The 17,902-nt window shown below is 58.1% G+C and carries 18 protein-coding genes; 11 read left to right on the top strand and 7 right to left on the bottom strand.

Annotation, left to right across the window (positions count from 1 at the left end; translation table 11 throughout):
* The first annotated feature begins 27 nt into the window (after positions 1-27).
* The 4 genes from ACR0LI_RS03040 to ACR0LI_RS03025 all read left to right on the top strand — a co-directional run bounded on the left by ACR0LI_RS03040 (position 28) and on the right by ACR0LI_RS03025 (position 4,707).
* Entirely contained in the window at positions 28-708 is a 681-nt protein-coding gene (locus ACR0LI_RS03040; protein WP_171723001.1) for a type 1 glutamine amidotransferase, read from the top strand.
* On the top strand, positions 708-2,066 hold the full coding sequence (locus ACR0LI_RS03035; RefSeq protein WP_171631301.1) for a glutamine synthetase family protein: 1,359 nt from the start codon (positions 708-710) through the stop codon (positions 2,064-2,066). The genes ACR0LI_RS03040 and ACR0LI_RS03035 overlap by 1 nt, the downstream gene beginning before the upstream one ends.
* Positions 2,067-2,074: 8 nt before the next feature.
* Entirely contained in the window at positions 2,075-3,379 is a 1,305-nt protein-coding gene (locus tag ACR0LI_RS03030; RefSeq protein ID WP_480717988.1) for an NAD(P)/FAD-dependent oxidoreductase, read from the top strand.
* A gap of 113 nt (positions 3,380-3,492) precedes the next feature.
* The gene (locus ACR0LI_RS03025; protein ID WP_480487983.1) at positions 3,493-4,707 is read left to right on the top strand and encodes a DegT/DnrJ/EryC1/StrS family aminotransferase; all 1,215 of its coding nucleotides are present in this window, start codon (positions 3,493-3,495) and stop codon (positions 4,705-4,707) included.
* 64 nt (positions 4,708-4,771) lie between these two features.
* Here the strand turns inward: ACR0LI_RS03025 and phaR are convergent, their stop codons facing one another.
* From phaR to ACR0LI_RS03010, 3 genes are all read right to left on the bottom strand, one after another.
* Positions 4,772-5,323 (bottom strand): polyhydroxyalkanoate synthesis repressor PhaR, encoded by a 552-nt coding sequence (phaR, locus tag ACR0LI_RS03020; RefSeq protein ID WP_171631294.1) that lies wholly within the window; start codon positions 5,321-5,323, stop codon positions 4,772-4,774.
* 135 nt (positions 5,324-5,458) lie between these two features.
* The gene (locus ACR0LI_RS03015; protein WP_171228035.1) at positions 5,459-5,905 is read right to left on the bottom strand and encodes a phasin family protein; all 447 of its coding nucleotides are present in this window, start codon (positions 5,903-5,905) and stop codon (positions 5,459-5,461) included.
* 130 nt (positions 5,906-6,035) lie between these two features.
* Positions 6,036-7,838 carry a PHA/PHB synthase family protein gene (locus ACR0LI_RS03010; RefSeq protein WP_480490526.1) on the bottom strand — a complete coding sequence of 601 codons (1,803 nt, stop codon included), beginning with the start codon at positions 7,836-7,838 and terminating at the stop codon, positions 6,036-6,038.
* 111 nt (positions 7,839-7,949) lie between these two features.
* Between ACR0LI_RS03010 and phaZ the strand changes: the two genes are divergently transcribed.
* Complete coding sequence (phaZ, locus tag ACR0LI_RS03005) at positions 7,950-9,221, top strand: polyhydroxyalkanoate depolymerase (protein ID WP_171631288.1); 1,272 nt, start codon at positions 7,950-7,952, stop codon at positions 9,219-9,221.
* A gap of 5 nt (positions 9,222-9,226) precedes the next feature.
* Entirely contained in the window at positions 9,227-9,814 is a 588-nt protein-coding gene (locus ACR0LI_RS03000; protein WP_480717987.1) for a DUF6151 family protein, read from the top strand.
* On the opposite strand, the gene ACR0LI_RS02995 is transcribed toward ACR0LI_RS03000, so the two are convergent.
* The 4 genes from ACR0LI_RS02995 to ACR0LI_RS02980 form a co-directional block, all read right to left on the bottom strand.
* On the bottom strand, positions 9,811-10,521 hold the full coding sequence (locus ACR0LI_RS02995) for an alpha/beta fold hydrolase (RefSeq protein WP_480490529.1): 711 nt from the start codon (positions 10,519-10,521) through the stop codon (positions 9,811-9,813). The genes ACR0LI_RS03000 and ACR0LI_RS02995 overlap by 4 nt on opposite strands.
* 85 nt (positions 10,522-10,606) lie before the next feature.
* On the bottom strand, positions 10,607-11,221 hold the full coding sequence (locus ACR0LI_RS02990) for a hypothetical protein (RefSeq protein ID WP_480490765.1): 615 nt from the start codon (positions 11,219-11,221) through the stop codon (positions 10,607-10,609).
* 44 nt (positions 11,222-11,265) lie between these two features.
* A complete protein-coding gene (locus ACR0LI_RS02985; RefSeq protein WP_171631282.1) occupies positions 11,266-12,258 on the bottom strand; it encodes an alpha/beta hydrolase in 993 nt (330 codons plus the stop codon).
* Positions 12,258-13,007 carry an alpha/beta fold hydrolase gene (locus tag ACR0LI_RS02980; protein WP_171722994.1) on the bottom strand — a complete coding sequence of 250 codons (750 nt, stop codon included), beginning with the start codon at positions 13,005-13,007 and terminating at the stop codon, positions 12,258-12,260. The genes ACR0LI_RS02985 and ACR0LI_RS02980 overlap by 1 nt, the downstream gene beginning before the upstream one ends.
* A gap of 210 nt (positions 13,008-13,217) precedes the next feature.
* Between ACR0LI_RS02980 and thrS the strand changes: the two genes are divergently transcribed.
* The 5 genes from thrS to ACR0LI_RS02955 all read left to right on the top strand — a co-directional run bounded on the left by thrS (position 13,218) and on the right by ACR0LI_RS02955 (position 17,902).
* Positions 13,218-15,176 carry a threonine--tRNA ligase gene (gene thrS / locus ACR0LI_RS02975; RefSeq protein ID WP_171631277.1) on the top strand — a complete coding sequence of 653 codons (1,959 nt, stop codon included), beginning with the start codon at positions 13,218-13,220 and terminating at the stop codon, positions 15,174-15,176.
* 221 nt (positions 15,177-15,397) lie between these two features.
* Positions 15,398-15,700, top strand: coding sequence for a BufA1 family periplasmic bufferin-type metallophore (locus tag ACR0LI_RS02970; protein WP_171631275.1), 303 nt, complete (start codon positions 15,398-15,400; stop codon positions 15,698-15,700).
* Positions 15,701-15,771: 71 nt separating this feature from the next.
* A complete protein-coding gene (gene bufB / locus ACR0LI_RS02965) occupies positions 15,772-16,629 on the top strand; it encodes an MNIO family bufferin maturase (protein WP_171722993.1) in 858 nt (285 codons plus the stop codon).
* On the top strand, positions 16,626-17,387 hold the full coding sequence (locus ACR0LI_RS02960; protein WP_480487998.1) for an HvfC/BufC family peptide modification chaperone: 762 nt from the start codon (positions 16,626-16,628) through the stop codon (positions 17,385-17,387). Before bufB ends, ACR0LI_RS02960 begins: the two co-directional genes overlap by 4 nt.
* Entirely contained in the window at positions 17,384-17,902 is a 519-nt protein-coding gene (locus tag ACR0LI_RS02955; protein WP_171631268.1) for a DoxX family protein, read from the top strand. Before ACR0LI_RS02960 ends, ACR0LI_RS02955 begins: the two co-directional genes overlap by 4 nt.

The following is a 17,902-nucleotide window of genomic DNA, read 5'->3' as shown; positions in this document are numbered from 1 at the left end:
GATTAATTTGATCAAATTTGGTGACACATGAAAATCGGTATCCTACAAACCGGCCACACCCCCGAAGTGCTACAGGAAGAATTCGGGGATTATAACGAACTTTTCCCCGCGTTGCTGCGTGACAACGGGTTCGAGTTCGTGACCTTCGCCGTCGTGGACGGCACCTTCCCCGATGGTGCGGATGATGCGGATGGATGGATCATTACCGGATCGCGCCACGGGGTTTACGAGGACCTTCCCTGGATCGCCCCGCTGGAAGCGTTGGTGCGCGAGATCTGGGAAAGTGGAAAACCCCTGATCGGCGTTTGCTTTGGCCATCAGATCATTGCTCAGGCACTGGGTGGCAAGGTCGAGAAATTCTCGAAAGGATGGGCCGTAGGTCGTACGGAATACGAATATGACGGCAACAGACTATGGCTGAATGCCTGGCACCAGGATCAGGTTGTCGAATTGCCGAAAGAAGCGCGGGTTCTGGGCCGGAATGCCTTCTGCAAAAACGCGATGCTGGCTTATGGGGATACAATCTGGACAGTTCAGGCCCACCCGGAATTCAACAACGGATTCGTGGCAGGCCTGATGCGGACACGGGGCAAGGGCGTGGTACCCGAAGACCTGATGCGCGAAGCCGCAAATCGCGAGACGGCCCCGGACGACAACGCCAAAATTGCGCGCCACATGGCCGAGTTTCTAAAGAAAGAGAGAGCCTGATGGCTGATTGGACTGATAAACTGCCGGAAGCCGCAAAGGCATATTTCCATGGGCAACGACTGGACGAAGTTGAATGCATCATTTCGGACCTGCCGGGTATTGCGCGCGGCAAGGCGGTGCCTGCATCAAAATTCGCAAAGCAATCCTATTTCCACCTGCCCGACAGCATCTTCTACCAGACCATCACAGGGGGCTGGGGCGAAGCTGCCGGCGATGACGGGTTCATCGAAAAGGATATGATCCTGAAGCCCGATTTCTCGACCACTTCCGCTGCGCCGTGGACGGGGGATTGGACATTGCAGGTGATCCACGACGCCTACGACCGGGATGACAATCCGATCCCTTACAGCCCGCGCAACGTACTCAAGCGTGTTGTGCAGCTTTATCATGACAAGGGATGGAAGCCGGTTGTTGCACCAGAGATGGAGTTCTTTCTGGTTGCCCCCAATGTGGACCCGGCGCAGGGCATCAAACCCATGATGGGGCGTTCCGGCCGTCCGGCCGCGGCGCGACAGGCCTATTCCATGACGGCCGTGGACGAGTTTGGCCCGGTGATCGACGACATCTATGATTTCGCCGAGCATCAGGGGTTCGAGATCGACGGCATCACCCAGGAAGGCGGCGCCGGGCAGTTGGAAATCAACCTGCGCCATGGCAATCCGGTGAAACTGGCCGATGAAGTCTTCTATTTCAAACGCCTGATCCGCGAGGCCGCGCTGCGCCACAATTGTTTTGCCACCTTCATGGCAAAACCGATCGAGGAAGAGCCGGGCTCGGCCATGCATATCCATCACTCGATCATCGACATGGAAACCGGCCAGAACATTTTCTCTGGTCCTCAAGGGGGTGAGACGGACGCGTTTTACCACTTTATCGCCGGTTTGCAGAACCACCTGCCCTCCGGTCTGGCGGTCATGGCGCCTTATGTGAATTCCTACCGGCGCTATGTGAAGGATCACGCGGCACCGATCAACCTGGAATGGGCCCGTGACAACCGCACCACCGGCATTCGCGTGCCCCTGTCCGGCCCGGAATCGCGGCGCGTCGAGAACCGCATCGCCGGGATGGATTGCAACCCGTATCTGGGCATCGCGTTGTCGCTGGCCTGCGGCTATCTTGGCCTGGTCGAGCAGGAACGCCCACGTCGTCAGTTCTATGGCGACGCTTATGAAGGCGAGGGCGATATCCCGCAGGTCATGGGCGAAGCGCTGGATCTGTTCGACGAAGCCACCGCCCTGCACGAGGTTCTGGGCCCCGAATTCGCCCGCGTTTACGGCATCGTCAAACGGGCCGAGTATGAGGAGTTCCTACAGGTGATCTCTCCGTGGGAACGTGAACATCTGCTGATCAACGTCTGAGACCTTCCGTGAACCTGCTCTATTCCAATGACCGCAAGGGCGAGTACCCTGACAGCTGGTATGCCGCGACGGCGCATCCGATGGATCGCTTTCCCGCGTTGTCAGAAGACACCAGGGCGGATGTATGCGTTGTCGGTGGCGGCTATACGGGGCTGTCCGCGGCCCTTCATCTGGCCGAAGCCGGGTTCGACGTCGTGCTGCTTGAAGCGCACCGCGTCGGCTTTGGCGCGTCGGGCCGAAACGGCGGGCAGTTGGGCAGCGCGCAGCGGGTGGACCAGGAAGACCTCGAGCGTCTTGTAGGCGATGCCGACGCCGCCAGGCTTTGGGAACTGGCTGAAGACGCCAAGGATCTGGTCAAATCCCTGATTGCAAAACACCAGATCGCCTGTGACCTGAAACCCGGTGTCGCCGTTCTGGGCCTGAGCAAATCCGAGCAAAAAGAACTGCATGACCACGCCGGTCATCTTTCCGAGCGGTACGGATACGACCAGATCGAGCTGTTGGACGAAAACGCGGGTCATTCGCTGTGCCCGTCACCAGCCTATCAAGGGGGGTATCTGGATATGGGTGCGGCGCATCTGCACCCTCTGAACTTTGCGTTGGGATTGGCGCAAGCCGCGGCCAAAGCGGGCGTTCGCGTCCATGAAAGCACCGAAGTGACCGGGATTGACGAGGGCCAGACGGCTGTGATCCGAACTGCACACGGCAACGTTCGGGCCAAGCACGTCATTCTGGCCTGCAACGGGTATCTGGGCGACCTCAATCGTTCCGTCGCCGCCAGGGTCATGCCCATCAACAATTTCATTGCGGCCACCGAACCCCTTGGAGAGGACACCGCCCAGGTTTTGACCCGGGATGTTGCGGTGGCGGACACGAAATTCGTGGTGAACTATTTTCGCCTCAGCGCCGATGGTCGCCTCTTGTTCGGAGGCGGCGAAAGCTATGGCTATCGCTTTCCATCAGATGTCGCCGCCAAGGTCCGCAAACCCATGACCGAGATTTTCCCGCATTTGCGGGATGTGAAGATCGACTATGCCTGGGGCGGAACGCTGGCCATCACCATGCGGCGGATGCCGTATCTGGCCCGTGTCGCACCCAATATTCTTTCGGCTTCGGGATATTCCGGTCACGGTGTCGGCACTGCGACCCATGCCGGACAACTCATGGCGATGGCGATTCAGGGTCAGGCCGAAGGGTTTGACACGATGGCACGGGTGCCCGCGCTGTCTTTTCCAGGCGGCCCTGCCCTGCGCAGCCCGCTTCTGGTGCTGGCCATGACATGGTTCGCACTGCGCGACCGGCTTGGGGTCTGATCCACGTAAATTGCGACAGATTGGTGAATTTTCGCCTGCCCGGCGATTGGGGGCTTGGATTGCCTCCTGATTATCTTTATCTTTCCCAAAGATAGAATTCGGGAATTCCAAATATGACGCTGCCCCCCAACGTTCACGACGCCGAACCCATCCCTGCCGCCGCCAAGGACGCGATCGAGGCCCTGATGCAATCAGGTGACCTGTTCCGATATACCGCACCGCAGGATGCCCCGGTGGCCCTGCTGGAAGCCGAGTTCGCGGAACTGTTGGGCACGAAATACGCCTTGGCGGTATCGTCCTGCTCGGCCGCGCTGTTTCTGTCGCTCAAAGCACTGGGCCTGCCCCGCGATGCGCGTGTTCTGATCCCCGGCTTCACCTTCGCGGCCGTGCCGTCATCGGTCGTCCACGCCGACTGCATTCCGGTTCTGTGCGAAGTGGGTGAAAACTATCGCATCGACATGGCCGATTTCGAGGCCAAGCTGGACAACGTTCAGGCAGTCATCATCAGCCACATGCGCGGGCATACATCCGACATGGATGCGATCATGGCCTTGTGCGACGCACGAAACATTCCGGTGATCGAGGATGCCGCGCATTCGCTGGGCACCACATGGCATGGCCGCAATATCGGTACGATCGGAAAGGTCGGATGTTTCTCGTTCCAATCCTACAAGATGATCAATGCCGGCGAAGGTGGCATCCTGATCACGAATGATGCAGATCTTGTCGCGCGTGCCGTCATCATGTCGGGCGCGTATGAACACAATTGGAAGAAGCACAAAGGTCCGCAGGGCGACAACTCACCCGAATTGGAAGAGGCCTTTGCCCGCTGGCAGAACAAGCTGCCGCTGTACAACCTTCGCCTAAGCAACCTCAGCGCCGCCGTGATCCGCCCTCAACTTCCGGAACTGCCACGCCGTGTCCGCGATGGCCTGGCAAACCACGATTACGTGGCCGGTCGCCTGAACACCTCGTCTCATATCGAGGTCCCCGCCCCCCTGCCCCCCGAGCAGCGTGCGCCGGATTCAATCCAGTTCAATCTTGTCGGAATGCAGGAACATGAGATCCGCGCCTTTGCCGCAGCGTCCGAAGCACGCGGCGTCAAGGTTCAGGTTTTTGGTCTGAGCGAAGACAACGCCCGCGCTTTCTGGAACTGGCAATTCCTTCCGGAAACTTTCGACCTGCCCAAGACGCGCGACATGCTGATGAAGGCCTGTGACGTGCGCCTGCCAGTCCGCCTGACCCGCGAAGAGCTGGACGTGATTGCAGACATCCTGCTGGCATCGGTTGGCGAAGTGACCGGTCCGATGCCGGTTTATGGCACTTAAGACAGCGGCACTTTGAACAAGAAAGGCCCGCACGATGCGGGCCTGATTCTTTGTTCGGAACGGATCAGTTCAGCTTGGACAGTTTTTGCTGCAACTCGGCCAGCTGTTTCTTGATGTCGTCCAGATCCTCTTTCGGTTCGGACTTGTCCTCTTCCTTTTCCGGGCTGGACCATCCGCTGGACAGCCCGCTGGTCATCGCCTTCAGGAAAGCCTGTTGCTGCGCCTGCAACGCGTCAAAACCCGGCATCTGAGACATCGGATTCATCGCGCTCATATTTTCCATCATCTTGTTTTGGCTTTCGCGCAGCATCTCGAACGAGCTTTGCAGAAACTGGGGCATCACCCCCCCGCCCGGCAGCATGTAACTGCGCACCAGATCATTCAGTACATTCACCGGCAGCACATTTTCACCCCGGCTTTCATGTTCGGCAATGATTTGCAGAAGATACTGGCGAGTCAGGTCATCGCCGGTTTTCAGATCAATGATCTGCACTTCTCGCCCGTCGCGGATGAAGCCCGCGATATCTTCGAGCGTCACGTAATCGCTGGTCTCGGTATTGTATAGTCGACGGCTGGCATAGCGCTTGATAAGCAGCGGTTTTTCTTGGTCCGACACCGGGTTCCCTCCCCAAGGATGATGCGTTGCAGCACAGGTTATGCGAGTGCAGCACAAAAAGAAAGGGCAGGTCAATGGACCTGCCCAACGCGATTGCACCTAATGGGAGGGTTGGGTGCGCTTCGCGGACGTTTCTTACTTTGCAGTTGCAGCTTTCTTGGCTGCGGTGGTGACCTCGTTGGTCGCCTTTTTGACGGCAGCGGTTGCTTCTTCCGCGGCGTCTTTGCCGGCAGCCATCAGCAGCTCGACGGTTTCGGTCTGAACTTTTTTCGCGATTTCGGCGAAAGCGGCCAGGTTTTCGGCTGCAACTTCAGCCGATGCGCTTGCGAAGTCGGTTGCGGCTTTTGCGTAGTCAGCAGGCTCTGCCTTGGCTTTCGACATCTCGCTCAGCTTGGCCAGGGTGTCCTTGGTCCATTTGTTCGAGATCTCGGCCGATTTCTCAGCAGCGTCCAGAGCAACGCCCGACAGCTTCTCGTTCAGCGAAGCGGTCGATTTGAATGCGCCTTCCATTGCGGTGGTGTCCACCGGAAATGCACCCATCATGTCTTTCATGATCGCGGTAAAGTCTTGGGTCTTTGCCATTGTCCTAATCCTTTTAGCCGGTCCGGGCCCACCCCGGGTTTCATCAGCTTGAGGACAATATGATTGCTGCACCGCAGCATTGCAAGTTTTTTCTTGCTGCGGCGCAGAATTTTTAAGTTTCAAAATGAAATCAGTCGTTTGGTTTCGCCACAACGTAAGTCCCGGGTGCGGATGCAAGGCTTGGGTGCTTCGAATCACCCGGCTCACGGGCCGGAACCTGCTTGCCAGACCGCTTCTTCAACCACGCGTCCCACATGGGCCACCAGGATCCTTCGTGAAAATCAGCTTCTTTCAGCCAGGTGCTGGCATCCGACTTCATATCCGGGTTGGTGTAGTGGCCATATTTCTTCTTGCTGGGCGGGTTCACGATACCCGCAATATGACCCGATTCTGAAACCACGAAGGTTTTGGACCGCGAGCCCATTTTCTGCACGCCGCGGTAACAGTCTTTCCATGCCGCGATGTGATCGGTTTCGCAGGTTATGGCCATCAGCGGCACATCCACGTCTTCGAGTTTCAACTTGTGCCCCATCAACTCGAAACCGTCGGTCGCGAACTCGTTGCGCTGGCAGAGGCCTCGCAGATATTCCACGGCCATTTTTGCTGGCAGGTTTGCACCATCGCCGTTCCAGTAGAGCAGATCAAAGGCCGGAGGCACTTCCCCCATCATATAGCTGCGAATGGCCGGACCATAAATCAGGTCGCGTGATCGCAGAAACGACATGGTGCGCGCCATGATCCACGACCGCAGAACGCCTTCCTTATTTACTTCCTCTTCGATCCCGTCGATGAAGTCGTTTTGCAGGAATGGCGTAAACTCACCCTGATCAGAAAAATCCGTCAGTGCCGTGAACAGCGTTGCGGATTTCACCGATTTGTCGCCACGCTGTTTCAGCAAGGACAGGGTCAGACTCAGCGTCGTGCCCGCGATGCAATAACCCACAGCGTTGACCTGTTTGACCTTGCAGATCTTCTTGGCCGTTTCGATTGCGGTCAGGAAACCGTCCTGAATATAGTCTTCCATGCCGGTTTCGGCATAGCTTTCATCCGGGTTCACCCAGCTTACGACAAACAGGGTATAGCCCTGTTCGGTGATCCATTTGATCATGCTGTTCTGGGCTTTCAGATCCAGAATATAAAACTTGTTGATCCAGGGCGGGAACAGAACGATGGGCGCCTCATAAACCGTTTCAGTCACCGGCTTGTATTGGATCAGCTCCATCATCCGGTTGCGATATATGACCTCGCCCGGCGTTGTCGCCAGGTTTCCACCAACCTCGAACGCGCTTTCATCCGCCAGTTTGACGACCAACTCGCCATCATTGGCTTCGAGGTCTGAAACAAGGTTCTCCAACCCTTTTATCAGCGACTGACCTTCGGTCTCGACCGCTTTTTGCAGGGCATCCGGGTTAGTCGCCAGAAAATTCGTGGGCGCCATCATGTCGATGATCTGCTGCGAGAAATACTGTAGGCGTCGTTTGTCTTTGGCATCCAGATCATCAACCGACGAGACAGCCTGCGCAATCGCTTCCGCGTTCGTCAGGTATTGCTGCCGGATCAGTCGGAAATAAGGGTTTGTCTCCCAAAGGGGATTGGAAAAACGCTTGTCACCGGGCTTGGTTTCCTCGGTTTCCACCTCTCCGGTCGTCAGCGCTTTCTGCGCTTCGGCAAAGTTGAGAACCGACTTGCCCCAGAATTCTATCTGTTGCTCCAACAACTTGGCGGGATTTTGCCATGCCTCGGCCCAATAGGCTGTTGCTGCTCGTGCAAAAAGCTCTTGATTCGGGCCGTCCAGCGCGGGCGTGTGCGACTTTTTTGACGCCATGATCTCGACCAGGCGCTTCGCGAGCTGCTCGACCCTTTCCATATTTTCTTTAATGCGTTCAATATGTTCTTCGGACACGTCCGGCATTTGGTCTTCACTTGTTGTCATTTTAACAATTCCACCCTAACCTCGCTGCCATGCAGAATAACGTCGTGGGTGCTGGGGGGCAAAGCGGCGAATGGTCCGAACTCTCAGGCTGACACTCAGGAGGCCCCATTTATGCGCTACATGATGACCTACGACCTTATGGAGTCCATGCGTAACACCAACCAATGGCTTGGTGCAACCGCAAGCGCGATGGCGTCCTACCCCCTGTTTTCCATGACACCTAACCCGGCGTTCAGCTGGATGGCCGCATGGGGTGAAGTCACCGAACGGACCTTCCAGCGAATGGTCGTCAAACCTGACTGGGGCATTCGAACCTTCACCTGCGAGGACGGCAAAGACCATCTGGTCGAGATTACGACCGTTCTGGAACGCCCCTTCGGCGATCTGGTTCATTTCCGTGTCAACGGCCGGGAAGAACAACCGCGCAAGGTCCTGCTGGTTGCGCCCATGTCCGGCCATTACGCCACGCTGCTGCGTTCGACTGTCAAAAGCCTGCTGGTCAATTGCGAAGTTTACATCACCGATTGGCATAATGCGCGCGATATTCCTGTGTCTGCCGGCAAGTTCGATGTCGAAGACTACACGCTCTACCTTGTAGATTTCATGAAGGAACTGGGGCCCGACACGCATGTCGTGGCGGTTTGTCAGCCTGCCCCGCTGACATTGGCAGCGACCGCCTATCTTGCCGAAGTCGAACCCAAGGCTCAACCCAGCACTCTGACACTGATTGGCGGGCCGGTGGACCCGGACGCGACCCCGACCGACGTCACCGACTTTGGACGACGTGTTACGATGGGTCAGCTGGAAGAAACCATGATTCAACGGGTCGGATTTAAGTACAAAGGTGTCGGGCGTATGGTCTATCCCGGCCTGCTGCAACTGGCGTCGTTCATGTCGATGAACGCCGATCGCCACTCCAAGGCGTTTTCCGATCAGATTCAGCGTGTTATCCGCAACGAAGCCTCGGACCTGGATGCCCATAACCGTTTCTATGACGAATATCTTGCGGTGATGGACATGACGGCCGAGTTCTATCTGTCGACGGTCGAACGCGTGTTCAAGAACCGCGAGATCGCACGCAACGAATTTGTTGTCGCCGGCCACAAGGTGGATATCGGCAAAATCACCGATGTTGCCGTGAAATCGGTCGAAGGTGCGAATGACGATATCTCGGCGCCCGGACAATGTATTGCTGCACTGGACCTGTGCACCGGTTTGCCAGACAGCAAAAAGGCCAGCCACGTAGAACCCGGCGCGGGCCATTACGGCATTTTCGCGGGCCGCAGCTGGCGCGATAACATTCGCCCGCTTGTGATTGATTTCATGAACGAAAACAGCCGCAAGAAACGTCGCCGCGCTGCGAACACCAACAAGGTAGCCTGATGAACATGGGCGGGCCATTACATGGTGGCCTCGCCTTTTCCTGCTGTTGCGGCCAGTTGAAGGGTCAAATCTCGGACCGGGGCGTTCGGCTTGGAACCCATGTCGAGTGTTTTTGTCATGACTGCCGTGCGGCGCAACTGTATTTCGGGCAGCCCGACCCGGCGCCCGGCCCGGTCGACATTTTCCAGATGGCACCGGATGAAATCGAAATCACCGCCGGAAGCCAATTCCTTTCGGCCATGAAACTCAGCCCAAATGGTATGCTGCGATGGTATGCCAGCTGCTGCAACGCCCCGCTGGCGACAACGCCACAGACTGCACGTTTGCCCTTTGCAGGGTTTATCGTCGGCAGGATTACCGGTGATGTTTCCGCATTGGGGCCGGTGACGACCCGTGGGTTTGTCCCTCGGCCCGATGGAAAACAAAAACACGAAAAGGTCAGGTTTGCGGCGTTTGGCCTTTTGCGCCGCGCCCTGCAATCGCGCCTGTCAGGACGCTGGAAGAATACGCCGTTTTTCGACCCTGAGACCGGCAAGCCCGCGGTCGTACCGAAAGTCATTTCGAAAGACGAACGGGCGGCGCTTTACCCCTAGACAAACCTTTGCGGGATGTTCAGCCAGGTTTCCAAGGCTTTGTTCACGGCATCGGGCGCTTCAAGCGGCAGAAGATGTCCGGCATTTTCGACGACCTCCAACGCTGCCTCTGGTATCAGGTCTGACATGAAAGAATGCCGTCTGACCGGGGTTAGCGTGTCATGGGCGCCGCACATGATCAAAGTGGGAACCTTGATGCGGCGCAACGTTCCCTGTTGGTCTGGGCGGCGCTGCAAGGCACGCATTTGACGCACGAATATCTCGGCGCCCAGATCATTCGCCATTGCCAAAAGATCATTCAGAATTGGGATTCGCCTGGGCCCCGGCGCCAAAGTATCGGTGCCGACCAGTTGGCGCATGACCTCTTCCAGCCGCCCACCCAGGGCACCAATGATCAGGTCCTCGCGACTGGCCGCGATCTGAGGTGTATCGGCCTGAGCGTCCGTCGACATCAGGCACAGGCGCGACACCCGTTCCGGTGCCCGCCGGATCAACTCCAACGCCACCACACCGCCCATGCTCAGGCCGACCAGGGCAAACCGATGGGGAAGCTGATCCAACAGCCCCGAGGCGATCTCTTCAATGCGCTCGCCTCCGGAAACAGGTGCAACAGTGACAGGCCGTGACCGTGACAACACCTCGATCTGAGGTCGAAACAGCCGGGCATCACACATCAATCCAGGCAACAACACCAGCGGCTCGATCACGCGGGGGTCTCCATCTGCTCGGTTTTCCGAGTCCTTCCAGTTGTTGTCAGGATGAAAGTTTTGCCGCAACCGGGCAAGGAAAACTTCACGGGTAGGCGATGGCCCGAAATGCCGGGAAATCGGCGTAACGGGATTGCCGGGCCGCAAGGTCTTCACCGGGCTCAGCGCCGGGCCTCAACAGACACCCACGCGGAGCAATATAGCTGTCGATCCGGCGTTGCGGCCTGGGCCGCCACACAAGGTTGAACGCACAGAGCTTGGGAAAGAACCAGATTTCGGAATACTCCAGATAATCGTGCATCCACCACGCCAGATCCCGCCAGTCCCTGCCCTGCGCATATTGATCCGCGAACCACGGGATGACGAGGGATGCCCCGGCGATCCGCGCATCCCCTTCCCCGCGATCCCAGATGTGGCATTCCAGCGGGTGATCGTTTCGGGCGCAGTTCAGCTTGTTTTCATTGCCAAACCGGTTCAAGGACGATGAACGATAACCCGACCTGACCGCGACCCGGCCAAATGTCTCCTCCAAAGGGTCAAGAAGAGTTTCGCAAAAGGCGCGGCCTGTTTCGATCGCCAGATCCGGGTTGTCCGGAATATTCTGCTTTTGGTGGAAGTTGCCGATTTCCGAATACAGAAAATCGCGCATGAAGAAGTGCCGGGACAAGCGGACACGACCCAAGGTCTCAAGGCTCCACATACTGCCCGGCTTACGCATCTTGCATCCTTTTTTCCGATCAGGGTTTATTCCACCCCCAAGCCCTTGAGCCACTCCAGAATACCAGCAACGGTGGCATCGGTTTGACCCGGCGACATCAACCGCCCCGCGATAACATGTGAAGACGGATCGTCACCCGGCCCCATCGTCACCAGCCTGACCGTTGCCGGAGCGCCCCAGGCCTCGGCAACCTTGTGCGTCCGGTCCGGCCGCACAACCTGATCATCATCCGAAAACCAGAACAAGGCGGGTATTAGGGCGTCAGAGAAATCCAGCGCATAGACCGTATCCACCAGCACGGACATCGGCACGACGGCTTCCCACGGGTAGACCGACGTCCAGTACCTGTTCTTCTCGGGGTCCGGCCCTGACACATCGCGTTCTTGCCCCATGAGAACGGGCAACCAACTTCTGGCCCAAGGCAACGAAGGCACCCACGCCGCGACGGTATTCACACCAAAGTTCGGCGAGACAAAAACCATGCCGACCACATCCTGGCTGAGGTCGGGATCCAACGCAGCGGCCGCCGCCAGCGTTCCTCCGGTCGAGGTGGAAATGACGATCACCTTTTCCCCGACCGCACGCGCCGCTGCCAGCCCTTCGGCGGTGTCCTGCATCCAGCCCGAGGCCGTACCCTCGGCCATCGCCGGCCCATCCCGACCGTGACCCTGCAACCGCGTGTAGACCAGATTGGCGCCCAAAGCGTCAGCCACCAGATCAGGAACAGGGCGGATTTCCTCGGAACTTGCTGAAAAACCGTGGATGTACAGAACAGAATACGGCGTGCGCTGTTCCTTGAACCCGTCCTGCCAGATCACGCGCTTTTCGACACCCGGAACGATGTCATCATAGGCAGACTCGGTGCTTTCAAAAAAAACCTGAACACCTTCACCAAATTTCCGAGGATCAAAGGTCGGGTGCAGGTTCACTTCCTCGCGCGGGCCGAACCAGTAGACCAGGCCGCCAAGAACAACCAGCGCCAGAAGAGCGCGCCCCAGAAACCAACCAAAGCGCCGCATCAGGCTTCTCCCAACACATCAAGAACCGCGGTCTCGATCAAACCCAGGCACATCTCGTCCGAGAAGCGATGATCAGCCCCCTTGACCAACAACAGCCGCATGTCAGGACCCGCAGCATGTTCCAGCAGCCGCACGGCTGTTTCGGTCGAAACCGCCGTGTCTGTGGTACCTTGCAGGAAACGAACCGGGAACGGCAGATCCAGAGCGTCCCGCAGAACCAAATTCTGGCGTCCGTCTTCGATCATGCGCTTGGTGATGATATAGGGTTCCATATAGTCGGACGGCAGCTCGACATGGCCGACAGAGTCCAGCGCAGCTTTTTGTTCGTCGCTGAACGAAGCCCAGTACCCGTCCTCGGTGAAATCCGGCGCGGCGGCGATTGTGACCATGCCCGCAATTCGCTCGGGCATGACCTTGGCCAGCAGCAATGCCTGCCATCCTCCCATTGATGAGCCAACCACGATCAAAGGTCCGTCCGTCAATGCCTTTACCGCAGCCAATGTGTCCTGATGCCAGTCACCGATACAGCCCTCGGTGAACGCGCCCGAGCTTTCCCCGTGGCCGGAATAATCGAACCGCAAGAACGATTGCCCACGCGCCTGTGCCCAGGCTTCCAGATGCACGGCCTTGGTGCCTTCCATGTCCGATTTGAGCCCGCCCAGAAAAACGATGGTCGGTCCTGCCCCTTCGGTCTTGTGATAAGCCAGTCGCCGCCCCTGCGGCGTCTCCAGAAAATCCGTCGCTGCCATGAAACCCTCTTTCCTTTTCCAGCATCATGCACGCCCCACCCCCGAGTGCAATTCCGCCCACTTCATCTTTTTCCAATTACTCCGGGGAGCGCGAGAGGCTGGCCCCTCGCCCCACTCTTGACACAGGCCCATCCACCTGCCACATGGGCCGAACACACATAACCCGCAACCGGGCGTTCAGTGGGCGCCAAACCGACGAGGAGAGCCGATATGGCCCTGGATTCTCAATCCGTCTCTCTTACCTTTCCCGATGGCAATGCACGCACCTTCGCCGCAGGCGTCACGCCCGCGCAGGTGGCTGCCGACATCTCAACCTCGCTGGCCAAAAAGGCCATCTCGGCCACCGTTGACGGCCAGCACTGGGACCTGCAATGGCCCATCGAATCCGACGCACAGATCGCCATCCACACTATGAAGGATGAGGCCCAGGCCAATGAGCTGATCCGCCACGATCTGGCCCATATCATGGCGCGCGCGGTTCAGGAGATCTGGCCCGCCACCAAGGTCACCATCGGCCCCGTCATCGAAAACGGCTGGTATTATGACTTCGACCGCGAAGAGCCGTTCACGCCCGAAGATCTCGGCCTCATCGAGAAAAAGATGAAAGAGATCATAAACAAGCGTGATCCCGTCACCACCGAGGTCTGGGACCGCGAGCGCGCGATCGAGTTCTACAAGGCCAATAACGAGCCCTACAAGGTCGAGCTGATCGAGGCTATTCCCGGCGACGAGCCGCTGCGCATGTACTGGCACGGCCATTGGCAGGATCTTTGCCGAGGTCCGCACCTGCAACATACCGGGCAGGTTCCGGGGGATGCGTTCAAGCTGATGTCCATCGCGGGTGCCTATTGGCGCGGCGACAGCGATCGCGCGATGTTGCAGCGCATCTACGGCGTGGCCTTTACCGGCAAGGAAAAGTTGAAAGCCTACCTGCATATGCTGGAAGAAGCCGCCAAACGCGACCACCGCAAGCTGGGCCGCGAGATGGACCTGTTCCACATGCAGGAGGAAGCGCCCGGTCAGATCTTCTGGCATCCCAACGGCTGGACCATCTACACCCTGCTGCAGGACTACATGCGCCGACAGCAGCGCAAGGGCGGTTATGTCGAGGTGAACACGCCGCAGGTCGTTGACCGCAAGCTGTGGGAACGGTCCGGCCACTGGGACAAGTATCAGGAGAATATGTTCATCGTCGAAGTGGACGAAGAACATGCCCGCGAGAAAGCCGTTAACGCGCTCAAGCCGATGAACTGCCCCTGCCATGTTGAAATCTTCAAACAGGGCCTGAAATCCTATCGCGATCTGCCGTTGCGTATGGCCGAATTCGGGTCGTGCAACCGGTACGAACCCTCGGGCGCATTGCACGGCATCATGCGCGTGCGCGGTTTTACGCAAGACGACGCCCACATCTTTTCGACCGAGGAACAGATCGAGGCCGAAACCGCCGAGTTCATCCGTTTCCTCAGCGTGATCTACAAGGATCTGGGATTCGAAAAGTTTGCGGTGAAATTCTCGGACCGTCCTGAAACGCGGGCTGGTTCAGATGAGGTCTGGGACAAGGCAGAATCCGCCCTGCTCTCTGCAACCCGAGCAGCCGGGATCGAACCCGAACTGAACCCGGGTGAAGGCGCCTTCTACGGTCCAAAGCTGGAGTTCGTCCTGACAGATGCCATCGGTCGCGACTGGCAGTGCGGCACCTTCCAGGTGGACTTCGTTCTGCCTGAACGCCTGGACGCCACCTATATTGGCGCCGACGGCGGCAAACACCGCCCCGTCATGCTGCACCGCGCGACGCTGGGATCCTTCGAACGGTTCATCGGTATCCTGATCGAAGAACACGCGGGCAAACTGCCGTTCTGGCTGGCCCCGCGTCAGGTCGTCGTGGCCTCGATCACCTCCGAAGCGGATGAGTATGTTCTGGAAGTGGTTGAAACGCTCAAAGCTGCGGGTGTCCGCGCCGAGGCGGATATCCGCAACGAGAAGATCAACTACAAGGTCCGCGAGCATTCGGTCGGCAAGGTGCCGGTCATTCTGGCCGTCGGCCACCGCGAGGTTGAAGAGCGCACCGTCAGCGTCCGACGTCTGGGTGAAAAACAGACGCAGGTTCAACCGCTTGACGTTGTAACAAACGAGCTGTCGCAGGCAGCCACCCCACCGGATTTGCTGTAACAATCGGCAGCATATTGCTGGGAATCTGGCCCCCGAATTGGGGCCAGATTGAAACAATTCACTCTTTCTTCATCAAAAACAATGCTTTACGCTGCAAGAGGGCACGCCGCCCTTTGACGTGCTTGTGAGACACGGGCTCGTGAATTCAACTCTGTCTACCAAGCTACTACCTTTGTCATTGTCACAAGCAGACATACCCAGTCATCAAGAGGATTACCGAGATGTCGAACACAGCCAAGTCCCTGGTTATTGCAACCGCAGTCGCAGCCGCCGTATCGGGCGCCGCAACCACTGCATCCGCTCAGGCAAAGGAAAAATGCTATGGCGTATCGCTGGCCGGTCAGAACGACTGCGCCGCGGGCCCCGGCACCACCTGCGCGGGCACCTCGACCGTTGATTATCAGGGCAATGCATGGACCCTGGTTGACGCAGGCACCTGCGCGGATATCGAACTGCCCGCGCAGGCAGACGGCAGCCCGCGCAAAGGCTCGCTGGAAGCCCTGGATCGCGATCTGCCCGCATAAGAACGGCCTGACGAATTCAGGGGCGGGCACCATCGCCCGCCCCTTCCCTTTCGTGATCAAGGAACTGACCCATGCTGGATGATGCCCACCGGTCGAACCGTCTGCCCGCAGCGCCGGGCGTTGGTTACAAGCCGCAACACTTCGCTCAGATACTTGAACACGCACAGCCCGTCGCATGGTTGGAAATCCATGCCGAGAACTACATGGGCGACGGCGGGCGGCCTCTGGCGCAGCTGCGCCACCTTTCCGAACAATTTCCGATCTCGGTCCATGGCGTTGGCCTGTCCATCGGCGGCGAAGGCGCGCTGGACCCTGATCATCTGGCCCGGCTGAAACATCTGGTGGGCTGGCTGAATCCCGCCAGCTTTTCCGAGCACCTAGCCTGGTCCACACATGACACCCATTTCTACAACGACCTGCTGCCCTTACCCTATACCGACGCAACACTGGCGCGCGTTTGCGATCATATCGATCAGGTTCAGGACACCGTCGGACGGCAGATGCTGTTGGAAAACCCCTCAAGCTATTTGGCTTTTGAAGAAAGCACCTGGTCCGAGCCGGACTTTCTGCGCGAAATTGCACGTCGCACCGGAAGTGGCTTGTTGCTGGATGTCAATAACGTCTTTGTCTCTGCCACCAATCTGGATTTCTCTCCTCAGGGTTACATTGACGCCTATCCAATTGAAAAAGTTGAAGAAATTCACCTTGGGGGCCATGACGAGGATGAAGACGATCACGGCCACCCGCTGCTGATCGACAGCCACGGGCGTGAAGTCGTCGATCCGGTCTGGGCGCTGTTGGATTACGTGCTGGAACGTACGGGGCCGAAACCCGTCCTGATCGAGTGGGATACCGACGTACCGGACTGGTCCATTTTGCGGGAAGAAGCCGTTCGCGCGCAGACCGCCCTGGAACGGATCCCGGCATGAGCGTTTCGCAATCCGAATTTCGCGCGGCCATGATGGATGCGTCAACCCCTGTCCCCGAAGGTTTGCTGGACGCCCAGGCGCAGCCAGCCGGTCGTCGGTTCAGCGTCTATCGCAACAATGTCGCCGTGTCCTTGACCGAAGCGATGCATCAGGCGTTCCCAGTCATCACCAAGTTGCTGGGGCCACAGAACATGGACGGGCTGGCCGGGATATTTCTGCGCCAGCATCCGCCATCATCACCGCTGATGATGTTCTACGGTGAAGCCTTTCCCGAATTTTTGGCCGAAATGCCGCAGCTTTCCCATCTTGGTTACCTGCCGGATGTGGCGCAGCTGGAACTTGCGTTGCGCAAGTCGTACCACGCCGCCGACAGCCAACCCGCCCCGGCAGACGCGCTGGCAGTAGACCCCGAACAGGTCATGCGAACCCGGCTGCGTTTTGCCCCGGCCATGCGGGTGGTACGCTCGGACTGGCCCATTCACGCGATCTGGCGTTTCAACACCGAAACCAACGCGCCGAAACCAGATGCGCGAGCTGAGGATGTTTTGATCACACGCCCGGAATTCGACCCGGTTGCCCAGTTGCTGCCAGCCGGCGGCGCCGATTGGATCGCTAATATGCAAGGCGGCGACACGATCGGCGAAGCATTTGAAAAAACCGCTGCGGCGCAACCGGAATTTGACCTTGGAACCACTCTGGCACTGCTTTTGCAGGGCGGTGCAATAACTTCTGTGACTATCGAAAGGCTGGAGACATGACTGCCCTGATCTCACTTCACAACAACGTTCTGGGAAAAGTGGACCTGGCGTCCAACTGGCTTACACCCACGCTGGCGCGACTGGTCTTTGTCGCGGTTCTTCTGGTCTATTACTGGAACTCGGCGATGCTGAAGATCGACGGCTCGATCTTTTCACCTTCGGCCGGTGCCTTCGGTCAGATTTTCCCCAAAGCAGCCGAAGCCGTCCTTTACGACGTATCCCAAATGACGCTCTTTCAACGGGTCGTCATTTTCTTTGGCACGGTTGCAGAATTCGTCCTGCCTGCGCTGCTGCTGGTCGGTCTGTTCACCCGCCTGGCGGCCTTGGGTATGATCGGTTTCATCTGGGTGCAGACCCTGGTCGATGTCACCGGCCATGGCGTGAAACTGGGCAGCCTGTTCGACGCGGCGCCATCCATTATGGATCAGCGCACGATGTGGACGTTCCTGATGCTGGTGATCGTGATCAACGGCGCGGGCCCCATCTCACTTGATCGGATCCTGCGCCTGAAGTGA

Source organism: Ruegeria sp. CL7 (genome assembly GCF_056536445.1).
Note: the sequence above shows the minus strand (reverse complement) of the source record. Positions and strands in the feature narration are given on the sequence as shown.

Coding starts and splice junctions, on each gene's coding strand:
- ACR0LI_RS03040 (WP_171723001.1), top strand. CDS start 28: ATGAAAATCGGTATCCTACAAACCGGCCACACCCCCGAAGTGCTACAG.
- ACR0LI_RS03035 (WP_171631301.1), top strand. CDS start 708: ATGGCTGATTGGACTGATAAACTGCCGGAAGCCGCAAAGGCATATTTC.
- ACR0LI_RS03025 (WP_480487983.1), top strand. CDS start 3,493: ATGACGCTGCCCCCCAACGTTCACGACGCCGAACCCATCCCTGCCGCC.
- ACR0LI_RS03015 (WP_171228035.1), bottom strand. CDS start 5,905: ATGGCAAAGACCCAAGACTTTACCGCGATCATGAAAGACATGATGGGT.
- ACR0LI_RS03010 (WP_480490526.1), bottom strand. CDS start 7,838: ATGACAACAAGTGAAGACCAAATGCCGGACGTGTCCGAAGAACATATT.
- phaZ (WP_171631288.1), top strand. CDS start 7,950: ATGCGCTACATGATGACCTACGACCTTATGGAGTCCATGCGTAACACC.
- ACR0LI_RS03000 (WP_480717987.1), top strand. CDS start 9,227: ATGGGCGGGCCATTACATGGTGGCCTCGCCTTTTCCTGCTGTTGCGGC.
- ACR0LI_RS02990 (WP_480490765.1), bottom strand. CDS start 11,221: ATGTGGAGCCTTGAGACCTTGGGTCGTGTCCGCTTGTCCCGGCACTTC.
- ACR0LI_RS02985 (WP_171631282.1), bottom strand. CDS start 12,258: ATGCGGCGCTTTGGTTGGTTTCTGGGGCGCGCTCTTCTGGCGCTGGTT.
- ACR0LI_RS02980 (WP_171722994.1), bottom strand. CDS start 13,007: ATGGCAGCGACGGATTTTCTGGAGACGCCGCAGGGGCGGCGACTGGCT.
- thrS (WP_171631277.1), top strand. CDS start 13,218: ATGGCCCTGGATTCTCAATCCGTCTCTCTTACCTTTCCCGATGGCAAT.
- ACR0LI_RS02970 (WP_171631275.1), top strand. CDS start 15,398: ATGTCGAACACAGCCAAGTCCCTGGTTATTGCAACCGCAGTCGCAGCC.
- bufB (WP_171722993.1), top strand. CDS start 15,772: ATGCTGGATGATGCCCACCGGTCGAACCGTCTGCCCGCAGCGCCGGGC.
- ACR0LI_RS02960 (WP_480487998.1), top strand. CDS start 16,626: ATGAGCGTTTCGCAATCCGAATTTCGCGCGGCCATGATGGATGCGTCA.
- ACR0LI_RS02955 (WP_171631268.1), top strand. CDS start 17,384: ATGACTGCCCTGATCTCACTTCACAACAACGTTCTGGGAAAAGTGGAC.